This is a genomic window from Streptomyces actinomycinicus, from assembly GCF_016741775.1.
In the GTDB taxonomy this organism is placed as follows: domain Bacteria; phylum Actinomycetota; class Actinomycetes; order Streptomycetales; family Streptomycetaceae; genus Streptomyces; species Streptomyces actinomycinicus.
Genome location: NZ_JAERRK010000001.1, coordinates 342,632 through 359,506 on the forward strand (window position 1 = coordinate 342,632; position 16,875 = coordinate 359,506).

The following is a 16,875-nucleotide window of genomic DNA, read 5'->3' on the forward strand; positions in this document are numbered from 1 at the left end:
GCTCAGACCAGACGGTGCGCGAGCGGTTCCCCGCGCACCCACCGCCCCACCTCGGCCGCCGCGATCCGGGCGGCCTTCTCCGCCACCGCGCGGCTGGCCCCGCCGAGGTGCGGGGTCAGCACCACCCGGTCGGCCAGCGCCCGCAGCCGGGCGTCCGGCGGAAGCGGCTCACGGGCGTAGGTGTCCAGGGCCGCCGCACCGAGCCGCCCGTCCGCGAGCGCGTCGCACAGCGCGTCCTCGTCCAGCAGGGGACCCCGCGCCGCGTTGACCACCACCGCGCCCGGCGGCAGCAGCGCCAGCTCCGGGGCGCCGATCAGGCCCCTGGTCTCCGCGGTGAGCCGGGCGTGCAGGGTGATCACGGCCGAGCGGCGCAGCAGGTCCTCCAGCGCGGGCAGGCGCAGCCCGAGCACCTCGCCGCGCACGTACGGGTCGTACACCATCACCCGGGCCCCGAACGCGCCCAGCACGCGGGCGACCCGGCTGCCCACCGCGCCGTAGCCGACGAGCCCGACCGGCAGGTCCTCCAGCTCCAGGCCGCTGTGCTCGTAGGTGTAGTACGACGACCCGGCCCAACTCCCCTGTCCGGCCAGGAGTCCGTGGGCCTGCGGGATGCGGCGCAGGGCGGCGAGCAGCAGGCCGACGGTGAACTCGGCGGTGGCGGCGGCATTGCGGCCCGGCGCGAAGCACACGCGCACACCGTGCCGTGCCGCCGCCTCCAGGTTCACGTTCACCGGGCCGCCCCGGCAGACCACCACCAGGCGCAGCGCCGGGCACGCCGCGAGGACGCGTCCGGTGACCGGGCCCATCTGCGTGACCAGGACCTGCGCGTCCGCGAGCGCGCCGATCAGCTCCTCCTCGGCGTCACTGGCCTCGCTCACCTCGGCGACCGGCCCGAACGGCTCGAGCGGCCAGCCAAGCGTCAGCTCCCGCACCGTGCAGTCGGCCTCCTTCTCGAGCGCCCGGGTGATGAGGGACGGCAGGACGAAGTGGTCGCCGGCGGCCACCACACGCACACCACTGGAAGTCATCGCAGGGAGTCTCCCGTCTCGGCGTCGAAGACATGGACGAGTCCGGCCGCCACCCGGACCTGCTCGCCGTGGGCGAGCCGCACCTCGGGCCCGGTCAGCACCACCAGATGCCGTTCCACCCCGGGCAGGGCGAGGGTGGCGATGCCCGACTCCAGCAGGGGCTCGTGGGCGACGACCCGGGCGGGAAGGCCGTCGGCGCCGGTGAGTCCCAGTTCCTCCGGGCGGATGCCGACCAGCACCGGGCGGCCCTCCGGCACCGGCACCGGCAGCGGGATCCGCACCCCGGCGGAGAGCCGGGCACGGCCGTCGGCGCCGGCGACGCCCGGCAGCAGGTTGATCGCGGGTTCGCCGACGAAGTCCGCCACGAACGCGGTGGCGGGACTGTCGTAGATCTCGTAGGGGGTGCCGAGCTGCTGGATCACGCCGTCCCGCATGACGGCGATCCGGTCGGCGAGGGACAGGGCCTCCTCCTGGTCGTGGGTGACGAGGATGGTGGTGTGGCCCAGGTCCCGCTGGAGGCGCTTGAGTTCGCGGCGGGTGGTGTCGCGCCGGGCCGCGTCCAGGTGCGACAGCGGCTCGTCCAGCAGGAGGACGTCCGGCTCCCGGACCAGGGCGCGGGCGAGACAGACGCGCTGCTTCTGCCCGCTGGACAGGCCGGCCGGGCGGGCATCGAGGATCCCGGTGAGACCGACCCGCTCGGCGATCTCGGCGACCCGGCGGGAGACGTCCTCGTCCCGGCTCCCCCTGCGGGCCCGCAGTCCGAACGCCAGGTTCTCCGCGACCGTCAGCGGCGGGTACAGCGCGTAGTTCTCGAAGGCGACCCCGATGTTGCGCCGCTGCGCCGGCCGGTCCGTCACCGACGTGCCGCCGACCAGGATGTCCCCGCCGGTCACCGCCTCAAGACCCGCGATCATCCGTAAGGTCGTGGACTTCCCGCAGCCCGACGGCCCCAGCAGGCCCAGCAGTTCACCGGAGTCCAGGCGCAGGTCGATGCCCCGGACCGCCTCCACCGGCGGGCGGCCCCGCGCCCGGTAGGTCTTGCGCAGCTCACGTAGCTCCAGCGCGGTCATCGCCCTCCCTCGGATCGGTGGCGCACACCTCATGACGCACCTTGTGCTCGTCCAGGTCGCGCAGCGCCTCCGGCGAGGCTCCGTCGTCCACCAGCAGCAGGTCGAAACGGGAGAGGGGGGCCACCCGGTGCAGGGCGACCCGGCCCAGCTTGGTGTGGTCGACCAGGAGCACGTTGCGGGCGGCCACGTCGAGCATGGCCCGCTTCACGGAGACGATGTGCTGCTCCTGGTGGTAGGCGTAGCCGCCGTGCACGCCCGAGGTGGACACGAAGCCGACGTCGACCCGGAGCTGGCCGACCGCTTCCACGCAGGACACCCCGAGGAAGGAGGAGTGCAGCCGGTCGTAGTCCCCGCCGAGCGCCATCAGATGGATGCCCCGCTGGCCGGCGAGGAGATTGATGGCCTCCAGGAAGTTGGTGACGACGGTCAGCGGGGTGATCTCGCCGAGCCGCAGCCGGCGGGCTATCTCCAGGGTGGAGGTGGAGTCGTCCAGCAGGATCGCCATGCCGGGCTCGATCTGCCGCAGGGCGTGCTCGGCGAGCGCGGCCTTCTGCGGGCGCATGGTCTTCAGCCGGTACTGCACGTTCGACTCGAACACACCGGAGGGCTGTGCGGTCACCCCGCCCCGCGACTTGCGGACGATGCCCTGCCGTTCGAGTTCGTCCAGGTCCCGGTGGATGGTCATCAGGCTGACACCGAACCGCTCGGCCAGCTCGGCCGCGGTTGCCGAGCCCTCGGCGAGGACGAGTTCGGCCATGGCGGCCTGCCGGGCCGCGGGTCCCTGTGCACCGGTGCTGCTCATCGTCGCTCGATCCGTCGTCCTGGGCGCCCGGGCCGGTCGGCCTCGAACACGAGCAGGTTCTCAGGCCGGACAGCCGGGCGGACCGGGTCGTCGGGGCGCAGTCCGGCCGCCTCGCCGCGGGCCGCCACGAGCGACAGCGCCTGCCCGCCGATCCGCACGGTCACCTCCACGGACCGGCCGAGCACCTCGGTGACGTACACGGTGCCGGTGAGGCGGTGCCCGTCGCCGGTGAGCGTCACGTCCCGGGGCCGCACCCCGACCAGCACCTCCGTGCCGGGCGGCACCCGCGTGGGCAGCGGCAGTCCGAACGCCCCGTCGGCCGACCGGAAGTGCCCGGTACCGGTCACCGCGCCGGGCAGCAGATTGATCCGGGGCCGCCCGAAGGCGCGGGCGACCTCGGTGTCGTACGGCCGGTACCAGATGTCCTCGCGGGTGCCGGTCTGCACGATCCGCCCGTCCCGGATGACCCCGATCCGGTCGCCGAGCGCCAGCGCCTCCACGGCGTCGTGGGTGACGTACAGGGTGGTGGTGCGGCGGACGGCGCCGATCGCCTTCAGCTCCGCCCGCATCTGCTGGCGCAGCTTGGCGTCCAGGTGGGACAGGGGCTCGTCCAGCAGGAACGCCCGGGCCGGGCGGACCAGTACCCGGCCGAGCGCGACCCGCTGCCGCTGCCCGTTGGACAGCTGCCCCGGCATCCGGTCCAGCAGGCCGCCGATGCCGAGCAGACCGGCGACGGCGCCGACCCGGTCCCGGGCCTCGGCGGCCGGCAGCCGGTGGCGCGGGGAGCGCAGCGGTGAGACCAGGTTGTCGTACACGGACCGGTGCGGATACAGGGCGTAGCTCTCGAAGCACATCGCCACGCCCCGGTCGTACGGTTCCACGTCCCGCATGTCCCGGCCGTCGATCTCGACGGTGCCGGCCTCGGGCCGCTCCAGCCCGGCGACCGTCTTCAGGGTGGTGGTCTTGCCGGCCCCGGACGGTCCGAGCAGGCAGAAGAACTCGCCGTCCCGGACGTCGAGTTCGAGACCGTCCAGGGCGGTGGTGCGGCCGTACGACTTCCGTATCCCGCGCAGCGCGATGCTCACGACTTCACCGCCCCGAAGGACAGTCCGCGCACCAGGTACCGCTGGATGGTCAGCGCGAGCAGCAGCGGCGGGACGACGGAGACGAGGGCGGCGGCGGCCGTGAGGTTGTACTTGGGCCGGTCGCCGCCGAGGAAGGACAGCGCGCCCACGGTCACGGTCTGGGCCTCGTTGGAGGTGAGGATCAGCGGGAAGACGAAGTTGTTCCAGGCAAAGATGAACGCCAGCAGCGACACGGCCGCGACGCCCGGCTTGACCAGCGGCAGGGCGACCTTGAAGAACGCCTGCGTGCGCGTGTACCCGTCGAGCAGGGCCGCCTGCTCCAGCTCCGGGGTGAGGTCCGCGAAGTACGAGCGCATGATCCACACCACCAGCGGCAGCGTGATCAGCTGCAGCACCCACACCATGCCGACGTACGTGTCGAACAGCCCCAGTTTCTGGTACAGCACGAACAGCGGGACGATCACCGTGAGTTCGGGCGCGAACCGGAACGACAGCAGCGTGAACATCAGGTTCTCGGAGCCCTTGAACCGCAGGCGCGCCGAGGCGTACGCGGCCGGCAGGCCGACCACCAGCGACAGTGCGACCGCGCCCACCGACACCACCAGGCTGTTGCCGAAGAAGCGGGTGAAGGGGATGCCCTCGCGGTCGCCCAGCACGGTCCGGTACGACTCCAGGGTCGGGGTGAAGGAGAAGTAGGTGCTGAACAGCTGGTCGGCCGGTTTGAGGGAGAGGATCAGCATCCAGGCGACCGGGAACAGCGCGAAGACGAAGTACAGGATCAGGGCGGCGTCCGCCAGCCACCCGCCGAGCCGCCCCCGCGCCCGGACGCCCGCGGCCTGCCGCCCCCGCGCCCGGACGCCCGCTGCCTGCCGCCCCTTCATCCGGACACCTCCGCGGCCTTCCGCTGGATGCGGCCCAGACTCCGGACCAGCACCGCCGCCGCCAGGTAGACCACGGCCCACAGCACCACCGTGTAGCTGATCCCGAACGAGTACCGCTGGAACCGGATCGCCTCCAGATACGCCCGGATCTGCAGCACCACCGTGGAGTCGCCGGGGCCACCCTCGGTCAGCGCGTAGATGATGTCGAAGACCTTCAGCGAGTCCATGAACCGGAAGATCACCGCGACCAGGACGTACGGCCACAGCATGGGCAGGGTCAGCCGCCGGAAGGTGTACCACCAGCCGGCGCCGTCCACGGCCGCCGCCTCGAACGGGGAGGCGGGCAGCGACCGCAGCCCGGCCAGGGCGAGGATCGCCACGAACGGCGTGTACACCCACACGTCCACGGCGATCGACGACAGCAGCGCCCCCGTCGGCGTGTCCGTCCACTGAACCCCGCCCAGACCGAGGGGTCTCAGCAGGTGGTTGACCACCCCCACGGACGGCTGGAGCATCAGCTTCCACATGATCGCCGCGATCACCGGGGCGATCATCAGCGGCAGGATCAGGATCTTCTCCAGGACCCTGCCCACCAGCGACGAACGGTGCAGCAGCAGCGCCACGGCCACCCCGAGCACGGTCTCCACCCCGGCCGCGCCGACCGCGTACAGCACGGTCACCCAGGCCGAGTTCCAGAAGGCGTCCTGGGTGAACACCGTCCGGTAGTTCTCGAGGCCGACCAGGTCCGGCTGCGGTTCGGCCGCCGAGAAGTCGAACAGCGTGTAGTACAGGCCGAGTCCGAACGGGTAGAGGATCCCGCAGGTCAGCAGCAGGGCCGGGAGCACGAGGAGGTACGGCCGCAGCGCGGGGCGCGGGCGCATCAGCCGACCTTCGGCTTCAGGTCGCCCGCGAGGCCGTCCAGCACGGACTTCGCGTCCTTGCCGCCGTAGATCTCCTGCAGGGCCGCCGCCCAGCTGGTGGTGGCGTCGAAGAACTGTGCCTGCGGGGTGAACTGGATCTTCGTCTGGTCGGCGACCGTCTCGAAGGTCTCGATGAAGCCGGGCAGGTGCCTCATCTTGTCCTTGTACGCGCCGTCCTGGCTCACCGACCTGCGCACCGGGTCGATGTGGTGGTGCGCCAGCGCGGCCCTGCGCAGGTGCTCCTTGCCGGTCGCCCACTGCAGGAACAGCCAGCTCGCGCTCTTCCGTCTGCTCCTGGCGTTCATGCCGAGCGACCAGATCCACATGTTGGTGGCGAGCGAACCGTCCGGCCCCTTCGGCCCCGGATGGAAGGCGATCTTCCCGGAGGCGGGGCTCGCGCCCTTCACGGCCTGGAAGTAGGCGGCCGTGTCGGCGTCGAACAGCATCGCGGCCTTCCGCGCGCCGAGGTCGCTGGAGCACTGGTACCAGGTGTACGACGTCCAGGACGGCGGCCCGCCCTGCTTCACCATGGCCGCCCAGTCCTCGGTGAAGGCGACCGCCTCCGGGGAGTTCATGGCGGGCGTGAGCCTGCCGCCGTCGACCGTGAAGTCGCGCAGCCCGTTGCGGGCGTACATCGTCATGAACCCGGGGTGGATGGTCGCCCAGCTCCGCGACCCGCGCACGGCGATCCCGTACATGCCGTCGAACCCGGCGCCCGGAGCCTTCCGCTTGATCACCCCGGCCAGCTCGCGCAGCTCCTCGAACGACTCGGCCGGTTTCAGCCCCAGTCTGCGGAACACCTCGGTGTTGTAGGCGACCACGTTGGTCTCCCAGCCCCACGGCAGCGCGTACTGTCCGCCCCGGCCGAGCGGCGCGCCCGCCTTCAGTGACCACTGGTCGGCCCGGAGCAGGTTCGGGAAGAAGTCCGCCCGGTCCCATTCGGCTCCGGTCGCCGAGGAGTTGCGCATCCACGGGCCGAGGTCCTCCAGCCAGCCCGGCGGACCGTACTGCCAGACCATGTAGGCGCCGAGCATGAAGACGTCGTAGGAGGCGCGTCCGCTCGACAGGTCGACGGTGAGCTTGTCGAAGTAGTTGTCCTCCGGGAAGACGTCGTAGCTCACCTCGATGCCGGTCTTCTCGGTGAACGACTTCAGGTCGGCGATCAGGGCGTCCGTGTACGGGTGCTTGTTCAGCAGCGCCTTGACGGTGGTGCCCTTCTCCCGCTTCCAGTCGAAGGCCCCGGTGACGTCGTCCGCGGCCGAACCACCGTCCCCGTTGCCGTCGTTGCCGCCGAAACCGGTGCCGCAGGCCGAGAGCAGCGGGGTCGCGGCCGTACCTGCGGCGAGGGCGCCGGCGAGAGCGAGGAAGCGTCGGCGGTCGTGCACGTGCCTGTCCATCCGGGACCTCCGTCGGTGGGGCGGTGGGGTCTGGCGGGTTAACAGTGCGAGTCGACTCGACAACAGAGGGTGTAACGGCGACGAAGGCCCGTCAATCCCTTGTGCACGGGGAAACCAGGGGCAAATCTCAGAGGGGAGTGGGAAGTTCACAGAGCCGGTCGCGATGAGCGGGAGGTTCGGATGGAGTGGGCGTGGCTCGGGGTGGACCTCGGCACGCAGGGAGCGCGGGCCCTGCTCGTCACGGCCGACGGCAGGGTGCTCGGCGGCGGGACGGCACCACTGCTGCGCGGGCGCCGGGAGGGCGTACGGCACGAACAGGACCCGGCGGAGTGGTGGGAGGCGGTGTGCACGGCCTGCCGGGCGGCGCTCGACGGGGTGCGGGCGCGGGTGGGCGGGCTCGCGGTGTGCGGGACCTCCGGGACCGTGCTGCTCACCGACGGCTCGGGCCGCCCGCTGGCACCGGCCCTGATGTACGACGACCGGCGGGCCGCGGCCGAGGGCGCGCGGCTGCGGTCGGCCGGGCTCGCGGTGCAGGACACCTGGGCGCTGCCCAAGGTGCGCTGGCTGGTCGACCGGCACGGTGCCGGCCGGGTCGCGCACCAGCCCGACGTGATCACGTCCCGGCTGGTCGGACACCCGGTGCCCAGCGACTCCAGCCACGCCCTGAAGACGGCCTACGACCTGCGGCGCGCCGCCTGGCCGGACATCACCGGGCTGCCCGCGGGCGTGCTCCCGGACGTCGTCCGCCCCGGCACCCGGCTCGGCGAGGTCTGCGCGGCGGCCGCCGACGCCACCGGCATCCCGGCCGGCACGCCCGTCATCGCCGGCATGACCGACGGCTGCGCTGCCCAGATCGCCGCCGGCGCGCTGCGCGAGGGCGCCTGGAACTCGGTGCTCGGGACGACACTGGTGCTGAAGGGCGCGGCCGCCGAGCCGGTGCACGACCCGGCGGGCGTGGTCTACAACCACCGGTCGCCGGAAGGGGCCTGGTGGCCGGGCGGCGCCTCCAGCGTCGGGGCCGGCATCCTCACCGCCCGCTTCCCGGGCGCCGACCAGGCCGCGCTGGACGCCCGGGCGGCCGGCTTCGAACCGTCGAGCGCGGTGGCCTACCCCCTCGTCTCACCCGGTGAACGCTTCCCGTTCCACGCCCCCGGGGCCACCGCCCTCCTCCTCGGCGACCCGGAGTCGGACGCCGACCTGTGGGCGGCCCTCCTGCAGGGCGTCGCCTTCGCGGAACGCCTCTGCCTGGACTACCTCCACCACCTGGGCGCCCCCCTCGACGGCCCCCTCACCTTCACCGGGGGTGCCGCCCGCAGCGCCTACTGGACGCAGCTCCGCGCCGACGTCCTGGGCCGCCCGGTGCGGGTACCGGCCCGCACCGAACCGGCCCTGGGCATGGCGGCGCTGGCCGCGTACGGCACGGGGGCCGGGCCGGCGCTCGCGGACACCGCCGAGGGCATGGTGCGCTCCGGTACGACGGTCGACCCCCGCCCGGAGCGCACGCCCCGCTTCACCGAGCCGTACGCCCGGCTGGTGGGGGAGCTGGAGGCGCGGGGCTGGCTGCCGCGCCCGGTGGCCCGGCATGCGCGGGGCCGGTTGTGAGGGACGGCCCGCGCAGGGTCCGGCACCGCCGGTCCGTGCCGTCACCGTCGCCCGGCGCCGCGGCGGACGAGAAGCCGGCCGCGAAGGACGCCCCCGGCGGCGGAAGACCCGCGATACTGCTGCCCATGACCTCCGCCACCCTCCTCCTGGCCCGCCACGGCGAGACTGTCTGGCACGCGGAGAACCGGTACGCGGGAGTCAGCGACGTGTCCCTGACGGACACCGGGCGGGCGCAGGCCGAGGCGCTGGGCCGGTGGGCGGCCGCACATCCCGTGGAGGCGGTCTGGACCTCGCCGCTGTCCCGCGCGGTCGCCACCGCCGAGCCCGCCTGCCGGGCCCTCGGTGTCACCGCGCGCAGTGAAACGGGCCTGCGGGAGTGCGACTTCGGCGTGGTGGAGGGCCGTACCCTCGCGGAGTTCGCGGCGCAGGACCCGGACGCGGCGGAGGCGTTCCGCACCGACCCGGTGGCACACCCGTTCCCCGGCGCCGAGGACCCCCGCGCGGCGGCGGAGCGCGGCACGGCCGCCCTGCGCCGGATCGCGGCCGCCCATCCCGGCGGCCGGGTCCTGGTGGTCGCCCACAACACCCTGCTGCGGCTGGTGCTGTGCTCGCTCCTCGGCATCCCGCTCGCCGAGTACCGCAGGGTCCTCCCGCGGCTGCGCAACGCCGCCGTGACCGAGGTCCGCATCGGCGCTGAACACACCGCACTGCTCTCGCTCAACGTGCCCTGCGCATGAGAGGACCCCCGCGAGTCACGTCCTCGCGGGGGTCCTCCCCTCATCCGCCTGCCCGGTGAAAGGTGAGAAGACGATCACGAGGCAGGACGTTTCCCGGGCGGGGCCGGCTCAGGGGGCGAGCAGCAGCACGTCCGTGCGCGACGCGGCGGCCGCGTACCGGCGGGCCACGTCCTGCCAGTCGACGACCTGCCACATCGCCTCGATGAAGTCCACCTTCTGGTTGCGGTACTGGAGGTAGAAGGCGTGCTCCCAGGCGTCGAAGACCAGGATCGGGGTGGTGCCCTGGCCCACGTTGCCCTGGTGGTCGTAGACCTGCTCCACGATCAGGCGCCCGCTCAGCGGCTCGTACGCCAGCACGCCCCAGCCCGACCCCTGGGTGGTGGCCGAGGCCTTGGACAGCTGGGCCCTGAACGCGGCGAAGGAGCCGAACGACTCCTTGATCGCGTCGGCCAGTTCGCCCACGCCGTCGGCGGCCAGCGGCTCGCCGCCGCCGTCCTTCGGGCCGGTCATGTTCTGCCAGTAGATCGAGTGCAGGATGTGCCCGGAGAGGTGGAAGGCCAGGTTCTTTTCCAGCCCGTTGACCGAGCCCCACGACTCCTTGTCACGCGCCTCGGCGAGCTGCTCCAGGGTGTCGTTGGCGCCCTTCACGTAGGCGGCGTGGTGCTTGTCGTGGTGCAGCTCGATGATCTCGGGGCTGATCACGGGGGCGAGCGCCGCGTAGTCGTAGGGCAGGTCGGGCAGCGTGTACACGGGCATGGGTGATCCCCTCCGGAACCTTATTGCAAGTAGCTTGCAACTACACGCTAGCAATAACAACGTCGGAACAACAGAAAGGCCCCCACGTGTCGCACGTGGGGGCCTCTTCGGGCAGGAGGGTCAGCGCCGGGCGCGGGCCCGCTGCCAGGCGTATCCGACGGCCGCCAGGACCAGCGTCATCGCGCCCGTCGAGTACAGCTGGACCCGGGTGTCCGGCTCCCGCGCCATCAGGACGAAGATGGCCACCATGCCGGCCAGCGCCACCCAGGTCAGCCACGGGAACGCCCACATCCGGACGACCAGCTTCTCGGGGGCCTCGCGTTCGATCCGCCGGCGCAGCATGAGCTGGGAGACCGCGATGAAGATCCAGACGACCAGGATGACCGCGCCGATCATGTTGAGCAGCCAGGGGAAGACGTCGTCCGGGCGCCAGTAGCTCAGCAGCACGCAGACGAAGCCGAAGAAGCACGACGTGAGCACCGCGATCCGGGGGACCCCGCCGGACAGCTTCGCCAGCACCTTCGGGCCCTGGCCGCGCTCGACCAGCGAGTAGGCGATCCGCGAGGAGCCGTAGATGTTGGCGTTCATCGCGGACAGCAGGGCCACCAGCACGACCACGTTCATCAGCTGGCCCGCCCCCGGGATGCCGAGGTGGTCGAGCGTGGCCACGTACGGGCCCTTCTCCACGACCTCCTCGGAGTCCCACGGGACCAGGGTGACCACGACCGCCATCGAGCCGATGTAGAAGAGCGCGATGCGCCACATCGCCGTCCGCACGGCGGAGGCCACGCCCCGTACCGGGTCCTCCGACTCGGCGGCCGCGATGGTGACCGTCTCCAGGCCGCCGTACGCGAACACCGAGGCCAGCAGGCCGACCAGCAGGCCCTCGCTGCCGTGGGGCATGAAGTCGGTCAGGTTCGAGGCGCCGGGCGCGTCGACGTCCGGCAGGACACCCGTCATGGCCAGCACGCCGAGCACGAGGAACAGGCTGATCGCGCCGACCTTCAGGGCCGCGAACCAGAACTCGAACTCGCCGAAGTTCTTCACGGCGGCCAGGTTCGCCCCGCAGAACACCACCATGAACAGGGCCACCCACATCCACTGCGGGGTGCCCGGCAGCCAGCCCTGGACGATCTTCGCGGCGCCGATGCCCTCCAGGCCTACCGCCGTGCAGAGCAGCACCCAGAACGACCAGCCGGCGGTGAAGCCGGCCCAGGGGCCCATCGCCCGCTCGGCGTGCGCCGAGAAGGAGCCCGACGACGGGTACGCGGCCGACATCTCGCCGAGCATCCGCATCACCAGCATCACCAGGAGGCCGGAGACGGTGTAGGCGATCACGATGGACGGGCCGGCTGCGGCGATGCCCGCACCGGAGCCGACGAACAGGCCGGCGCCGATCACGCCGCCGAGGGCGATCATCGACAGGTGGCGCTGCTTGAGGCCGTGCGAGAGGGAGTCGGGCTGCTCTTGCGGCGGCGTCTGTGTGGTCGTGCTGCTGGGCATGGGTGCGGCTTCCCCAGTGCAATAGGAGGGTAAAAACCCAGCCAGTCTGGGCGGCCCGTCCGCTGAGGCGAAGGGGCCGCCCACTATCCGGACACCCCCTGCACACAGGGTGAACCCGCGGTCACGCTGCCGTGAGCACCGGCGTGTAGTGCGAGGCGTCGCCCTCGATCGAGTAGCTCTCCTTGCCGTCGATGCCGGCCGGCACGTCACCGGCGACGGTCACCCGGTGCAGCCGCCGTGGCCGTCCGTCGTAGTTGTCGACGGCGTAGTGCTGGGTGATGCGGTTGTCGAAGAGGACGAGCTGGTTCTGCGACCAGCGCCACCGCAGCACGTTCTCCGGACGGGTGACGTACGCCTGGAGCAGGTCCAGGATCCTTCGGGACTCACCGGCCGACAGGCCGACGATCCGCTGCGCGAACCCGCCGATGAACAGCCCGCGCTCGCCGGTCAGCGGGTGCACCCGGACCACCGGGTGGGCGGTGCGGTACGTGATGGACGTGAACTCGGCCCGCTGGGCGGCCCTCTCCTCGTCCACCTCCTCGTCCGGCACCGCGTAGTCGTAGTCGTTGGTGTGCTCGGCCCACAGGGTGTCGGCGAAGCGGCGCAGCGGCTCGGGCAGGTCGCGGTAGGCCGCCGCCGCACTCGCGATCAGGGTCTCGCCCCCGTACGGCGGGACCGTGATGCTGCGCAGGGTGCTGGCCTGCGGCGGGTTGAGGACGAAGGTGACGTCGGTGTGCCAGTGGTTGGCGCGGCCCCGTTCGCTGTCGACCGGCAGCACGTGCGGGGCACCGTCGACCGCGCCGACCGTCGGGTGGGCGGTGGTCAGCTCACCGAAGTGCCGGGCGAAGGCCTGCTGGCCCTCGTCGTCCAGGCGCACGTCGTCGAAGACGAGCGCCTTGTGCACGTTGAGGGCTTCCCGGACCGCGGCGACCTCCTCCGCGGCGAGCGGCCGGGAGATGTCGACGCCGGAGACCTTCGCTCCGATGCGTGCGGTGACCTTGGTGATCTCGATGGACATGTGCGCTGGTCCTTTCAGACGAGGGCGGGGAGGGAGGTGAGGTACTGGTTGACGGGGCGGGGCAGGCCGTAGCGCTCCCGCAGCGTCTGGTGGGGGCGGCCGTCGTACCCCGTGCGGAGCAGGCCGCGGGCGCGCAGGAGCGGTACGACGTGCTCGACGAAGGCGTCCAGGCCGGAGGGCAGCACGGCCGGCATGATGTTGAAGCCGTCGGCGGCGCCCTGCGTGAACCAGGTCTCGATCTCGTCGGCGACCTGCTCGGGCGTCCCGGCGAAGGTGAGGTGCCCGCGCCCGCCGCCGAGCCGGCCGATCAGCTGCCGCACGGTGAGCCGCTCGCGCCGGGCCAGCTCCACGATCAGCGTGTAGCGGCTCCTGGCGCCCTCGATGGCGGACTCGGGCGGCAGGCCGTCGGGGAGCGGGGCGTCCAGCTCGAGGGTGCCGGGCTCCAGCCGCAGCAGGTTCTCCAGGCGGTCCACCCCGTGCGCGTGCACGATGTGGTCCTCCAGCAGCTGCTCCGCCGCCCGTGCCTCGGCCTCCGTGGACCCGAGCACGGGGACGATGCCGGGCAGCACCTTGATGTGCCCGGGGTCGCGTCCGGCCTGTGCGGTACGGGCCTTGAGGCCGGCGTAGAAGGCCTGCGCGTCGGCGAGGGTCTGCTGGGCGGTGAAGACCGCCTCCGCGTACCGGGCGGCGAACGCCTTGCCGTCCTCCGAGGAGCCCGCCTGCACCAGGAGCGGATAGCCCTGCGGGCTGCGCGGCACGTTGAGGGCCCCGGCGACGCTGAAGTACGTCCCCTGGTGCCGGGGCGGATGGACCTTGCTGTCGTCGCCCCAGACGCCGGCCGACTTGTCGGCGACGATCGCGTCGTCCTCCCAGCTGTCCCACAGCTTCAGGGCGACGTCGACGAACTCGGCCGCCCGGGCGTACCGCTCGGCGTGCGCGGGCTCGTGCTCCAGTCCGAAGTTGCGGGCCGCCTCGGCACCGGCGGTGGTGACGATGTTCCAGCCCGCCCGGCCGCCGCTGATGATGTCCAGCGAGGCGAACTTGCGGGCCAGGTTGTAGGGGGAGTTGTAGGAGGTGGAGGCGGTGGCGATCAGGCCGATGTGCTCGGTCGCCGTCGCCAGCGCGGTCAGCAGGGTGAGCGGCTCCAGGGCGCCGGCCGGCCGCTGGGCGAGGTTGCCCCACAGCTGGGGGCCGTCGGCGAGGAAAAGTGAGTCGAAGGTGCCGCGCTCGGCGGTCCGCGCCAGTCCGACGTAGTGGGCGAGGTCGACGTGCGCGTACGGGTCGCTCTCCGGGAGCCGCCAGGACGCCTCGTGGTGGCCGGTGTTCATCAGGAACGCGTTGAGGTGCAGTTGCCGGGTCATGCGTGGTCCTCCGTGACGCCGAGCGCGGCCAGCAGCCGCTCCCGGTACTCGCCCAGCACCGGCTCCCGGTAGGAGCGCGGGTGGGGGTGGTCGATGGTCAGGTCGAGGCCGATCCGGCCCCGCTCCAGGACGAGCACCCGGTCGGCGAGGACGATCGCCTCGTCCACGTCGTGCGTGACCAGCAGCACGGACGGCCGGTGCCGCTTCCACAGGTCGCGCAGCAGGCTGTGCATCTTGATCCGGGTCAGCGCGTCCAGCGCGCCGAACGGCTCGTCCGCCAGCAGCAGTTCGGGCTCGCGCACCAGGGAGCGGGCGAGCGCCGCCCGCTGGGCCTCGCCGCCGGAGAGCTGCCCTGGCCAGGCCCGCTCCCTGCCCTTCAGGCCGACCTCCGCCAGCGCGGCCCGGCCGCGCTCCACGGCGTCCTTGCCGTCCAGGCCGAGGAGTACGTTGTCCAGCACCCGGCGCCAGGGCAGCAGCCGGGAGTCCTGGAACACCACCGACACCCGCTCCGGGGCGGTGAGCTGCCCCGTGCCGGCCACCCCGTGGTCCAGGCCGGCGACGGCCCGCAACAGGGTGGACTTGCCGGAGCCGCTGTGCCCGAGCAGGGCCGTGAACTGGCCGGCGGGCAGGTCGAGGTCGATGCCGTCGAGGACGGTACGGCCGTCGAACGACCGGGTGAGGCCCTGGAGCCGGACGGCGGGACGGGTCAGCTGCTCAGTGTGCGGCGCCATGACAGCACCCTCCGTTCGATCAGACGGACCACGCTGTCGGAGACCAGGCCGAAGACGCCGTAGATCAGCAGGCCGACCAGGATGACGTCGGACTGGCCGTAGTTCTGCGCCTGGAACATCAGGTAGCCCAGGCCGCTGGTGGCGTTGATCTGTTCCAGCACCACCAGACCCAGCCAGGAGCCGGTCACACCGAGCCGGAGCCCCACGAAGAATCCGGGCAGCGCGCCGGGGATCACCACCTGGCGGACGAAGGCGAACCTCGACAGGCCCTGCACCTCGGCGAGTTCGACGTACCGGCTGTCGATGCCGGACAGCGCGGCGTGCGTGTTCAGGTAGATGGGGATGTAGACGACGATCGCGATGATGGCGATCTTGAAGGTCTCTCCGATGCCCAGCCAGAGGATGAACAGCGGGATCAGGCCGAGGGTGGGGATCGCCCGGTTGAGCTGCACGGTGCCGTCGATCAGGGCCTCCCCGGCCCGGCTGAGTCCGGAGGCCAGGGCGAGGGTGATCCCGGCGGTCAGACCGATCGCGAAGCCGTACGCGGCCCGTTGCAGGGAGGTCAGCACGTCACCGGGGAGCGTGCCCTCCGTCCACAGGTGGGCTGCCGTCTTCAGGACCGTCCAGGGCGCCGGGACCGCGCCCGGGTCGAGCCGTCCGGCGGCCGAGGCGGCGGCCCAGAGGGCGACGACCAGCAGCGGGCCGGCCAGCCGGGCGGCGGGCAGCCGGCGGCCGGGGGAGAGGCGGCGGCGCCTGCGGACCTGGGGGAGTTCCCCGGTCACCGGCGCCGGCGCGGCGGTCGTCGTGGTGGTCACGGCGGTCATTTCCGGTACTCCTCGGGTACGGCGTCGGCGGCGATCGACTCGAAGCGGTGGTCGAAGAGCGAGGAGACGTCGAACTTCTTCACGAAGCCGCCCCCCGCCAGCAGATCGGCCGTCTCCTGCTCCCACTTGATCGCCTCGTCCCAGCTGGGCGGGAACAGCGGCTTGTTCGCGAGGTCCGTGATGGACTTCGCCTGCTGCGGGGTCAGGTTCTGGGTCTTGACGTAGAATTCCTCGTTCCACTGGTCCGGGTGCTCGTACTGCCACACCTGGCCCTTGGCCCACTGCGGGACGTAGGCGGCGATCGCGGCGGCCTTCGCCGGGTCGTTCAGCACGGACTGCGGTGCCCACAGGAGGTTGAGCAGGTCGACGACGTCGGTCTTGATGACGTGGGCGCCCTTGCCCCCGTACTGCTTCAGGTAGGCCGGGGACTGGCTGTTGGCCAGCGGGGCGATGTCCACCTGTCCCGACTGCAGGGCTGTCAGGAACTGGTTGCTGGTCAGCGGGACCAACTCCACGTCGTCGTAGGCCAGGCCCGCCTGCTTCAGCGCCCGCAGCAGCACGACACCCTGCGCCTGCCCCTGCGAGAACGCGAGCTTCCTGCCCCGGAAGTCCTGGACCGAGCCGATGTCGCTGCCGGGCTTGGTGGCGAAGAGGTAGTTCGGTTTACGGGTGATGCCGATCGCCACGATCTTCGCGTCGAACCCCTGGTAGTGCGCCTGGATCGGCGGGATCCCGGCGTTGTTGGCGACGTCCAGGGATCCCGCGCGGAAGGCGTTGATGACGTCCGGTCCGGCCCCGATGTTCGCCCAGCCCGACACCGTGAACGGCAGCGCGGGCAGTTTCGCCAGCCTGAACTGCAGTTGCTGCTGGCCCTGGTAGGAGGCGATCTTCAGGCTGGTCCCGGCGGGCACCTCGGCCGCGAGCGGCCTGGTGGCGGCCCCCTTGGTCTCGGCGGACGCATCGCCCTTGGCGCAGCCGCTGAGGCCCACGGCGGCGGCGGACGCGCCGAGCAGGGACGTGAGAAAGACACGACGGTGCATGGGAGGACTCCCAGGAGAAAGGGGGAAGGAAAAGCCGTGAAAGGCAGGAAGGATTCCGGGAAGAACAGGCCGGAGGAAGAAAACTCACGCAGCAGGAAACACGCGCTTCATGCGCGGCAA

The 16,875-nt window shown here is 72.1% G+C and carries 16 protein-coding genes; 2 read left to right on the forward strand and 14 right to left on the reverse strand.

Annotation, left to right across the window (positions count from 1 at the left end; all coding sequences use genetic code 11):
• Positions 1–2: 2 nt before the first annotated feature.
• The 7 genes from JK359_RS01565 to JK359_RS01595 are packed head-to-tail and all read right to left on the reverse strand — an operon-like array spanning position 3 to position 7,183.
• Complete coding sequence (locus JK359_RS01565; protein ID WP_201830770.1) at positions 3–1,028, reverse strand: 2-hydroxyacid dehydrogenase; 1,026 nt, start codon at positions 1,026–1,028, stop codon at positions 3–5.
• Entirely contained in the window at positions 1,025–2,098 is a 1,074-nt protein-coding gene (locus JK359_RS01570) for an ABC transporter ATP-binding protein (protein ID WP_201830771.1), read from the reverse strand. Before JK359_RS01570 ends, JK359_RS01565 begins: the two co-directional genes overlap by 4 nt.
• On the reverse strand, positions 2,076–2,900 hold the full coding sequence (locus JK359_RS01575; protein ID WP_201830777.1) for a DeoR/GlpR family DNA-binding transcription regulator: 825 nt from the start codon (positions 2,898–2,900) through the stop codon (positions 2,076–2,078). The genes JK359_RS01570 and JK359_RS01575 overlap by 23 nt, the downstream gene beginning before the upstream one ends.
• The gene (locus tag JK359_RS01580) at positions 2,897–3,985 is read right to left on the reverse strand and encodes an ABC transporter ATP-binding protein (RefSeq protein ID WP_201830778.1); all 1,089 of its coding nucleotides are present in this window, start codon (positions 3,983–3,985) and stop codon (positions 2,897–2,899) included. The genes JK359_RS01575 and JK359_RS01580 overlap by 4 nt, the downstream gene beginning before the upstream one ends.
• Positions 3,982–4,866, reverse strand: coding sequence for a carbohydrate ABC transporter permease (locus JK359_RS01585; RefSeq protein ID WP_236677119.1), 885 nt, complete (start codon positions 4,864–4,866; stop codon positions 3,982–3,984). The genes JK359_RS01580 and JK359_RS01585 overlap by 4 nt, the downstream gene beginning before the upstream one ends.
• Entirely contained in the window at positions 4,863–5,747 is an 885-nt protein-coding gene (locus JK359_RS01590) for a carbohydrate ABC transporter permease (protein WP_201830780.1), read from the reverse strand. The genes JK359_RS01585 and JK359_RS01590 overlap by 4 nt, the downstream gene beginning before the upstream one ends.
• Positions 5,747–7,183, reverse strand: a complete 1,437-nt coding sequence (locus JK359_RS01595; RefSeq protein ID WP_201830782.1) for an ABC transporter substrate-binding protein — start codon at positions 7,181–7,183, stop codon at positions 5,747–5,749. Before JK359_RS01595 ends, JK359_RS01590 begins: the two co-directional genes overlap by 1 nt.
• 180 nt (positions 7,184–7,363) lie before the next feature.
• Here JK359_RS01595 and JK359_RS01600 point away from each other — a divergent pair, with 180 nt between their 5' ends.
• Together JK359_RS01600 and JK359_RS01605 are read left to right on the forward strand one after the other, a co-directional pair.
• Positions 7,364–8,785, forward strand: a complete 1,422-nt coding sequence (locus JK359_RS01600) for an FGGY-family carbohydrate kinase (protein WP_201830784.1) — start codon at positions 7,364–7,366, stop codon at positions 8,783–8,785.
• A gap of 125 nt (positions 8,786–8,910) precedes the next feature.
• The gene (locus JK359_RS01605) at positions 8,911–9,522 is read left to right on the forward strand and encodes a histidine phosphatase family protein (protein WP_201830786.1); all 612 of its coding nucleotides are present in this window, start codon (positions 8,911–8,913) and stop codon (positions 9,520–9,522) included.
• A 108-nt stretch (positions 9,523–9,630) separates the two neighbouring features.
• Here the strand turns inward: JK359_RS01605 and JK359_RS01610 are convergent, their stop codons facing one another.
• From JK359_RS01610 to JK359_RS01640, 7 genes are all read right to left on the reverse strand, one after another.
• Complete coding sequence (locus JK359_RS01610; protein ID WP_201830788.1) at positions 9,631–10,278, reverse strand: superoxide dismutase; 648 nt, start codon at positions 10,276–10,278, stop codon at positions 9,631–9,633.
• 120 nt (positions 10,279–10,398) lie between these two features.
• Positions 10,399–11,781 (reverse strand): amino acid permease, encoded by a 1,383-nt coding sequence (locus tag JK359_RS01615; protein ID WP_201830790.1) that lies wholly within the window; start codon positions 11,779–11,781, stop codon positions 10,399–10,401.
• Between the two features lie 121 nt (positions 11,782–11,902).
• Positions 11,903–12,799: a TauD/TfdA dioxygenase family protein gene (locus tag JK359_RS01620; protein WP_201830792.1), complete on the reverse strand. Its 897-nt coding sequence runs from the start codon at positions 12,797–12,799 to the stop codon at positions 11,903–11,905.
• Positions 12,800–12,813: 14 nt separating this feature from the next.
• Entirely contained in the window at positions 12,814–14,160 is a 1,347-nt protein-coding gene (locus tag JK359_RS01625) for an LLM class flavin-dependent oxidoreductase (protein ID WP_201830794.1), read from the reverse strand.
• Positions 14,157–14,891 (reverse strand): ABC transporter ATP-binding protein, encoded by a 735-nt coding sequence (locus JK359_RS01630; RefSeq protein ID WP_201830796.1) that lies wholly within the window; start codon positions 14,889–14,891, stop codon positions 14,157–14,159. The genes JK359_RS01625 and JK359_RS01630 overlap by 4 nt, the downstream gene beginning before the upstream one ends.
• A complete protein-coding gene (locus JK359_RS01635; protein ID WP_201830798.1) occupies positions 14,867–15,715 on the reverse strand; it encodes an ABC transporter permease in 849 nt (282 codons plus the stop codon). The genes JK359_RS01630 and JK359_RS01635 overlap by 25 nt, the downstream gene beginning before the upstream one ends.
• Complete coding sequence (locus JK359_RS01640; protein WP_201830806.1) at positions 15,712–16,755, reverse strand: ABC transporter substrate-binding protein; 1,044 nt, start codon at positions 16,753–16,755, stop codon at positions 15,712–15,714. Before JK359_RS01640 ends, JK359_RS01635 begins: the two co-directional genes overlap by 4 nt.
• Positions 16,756–16,875: the final 120 nt, after the last annotated feature.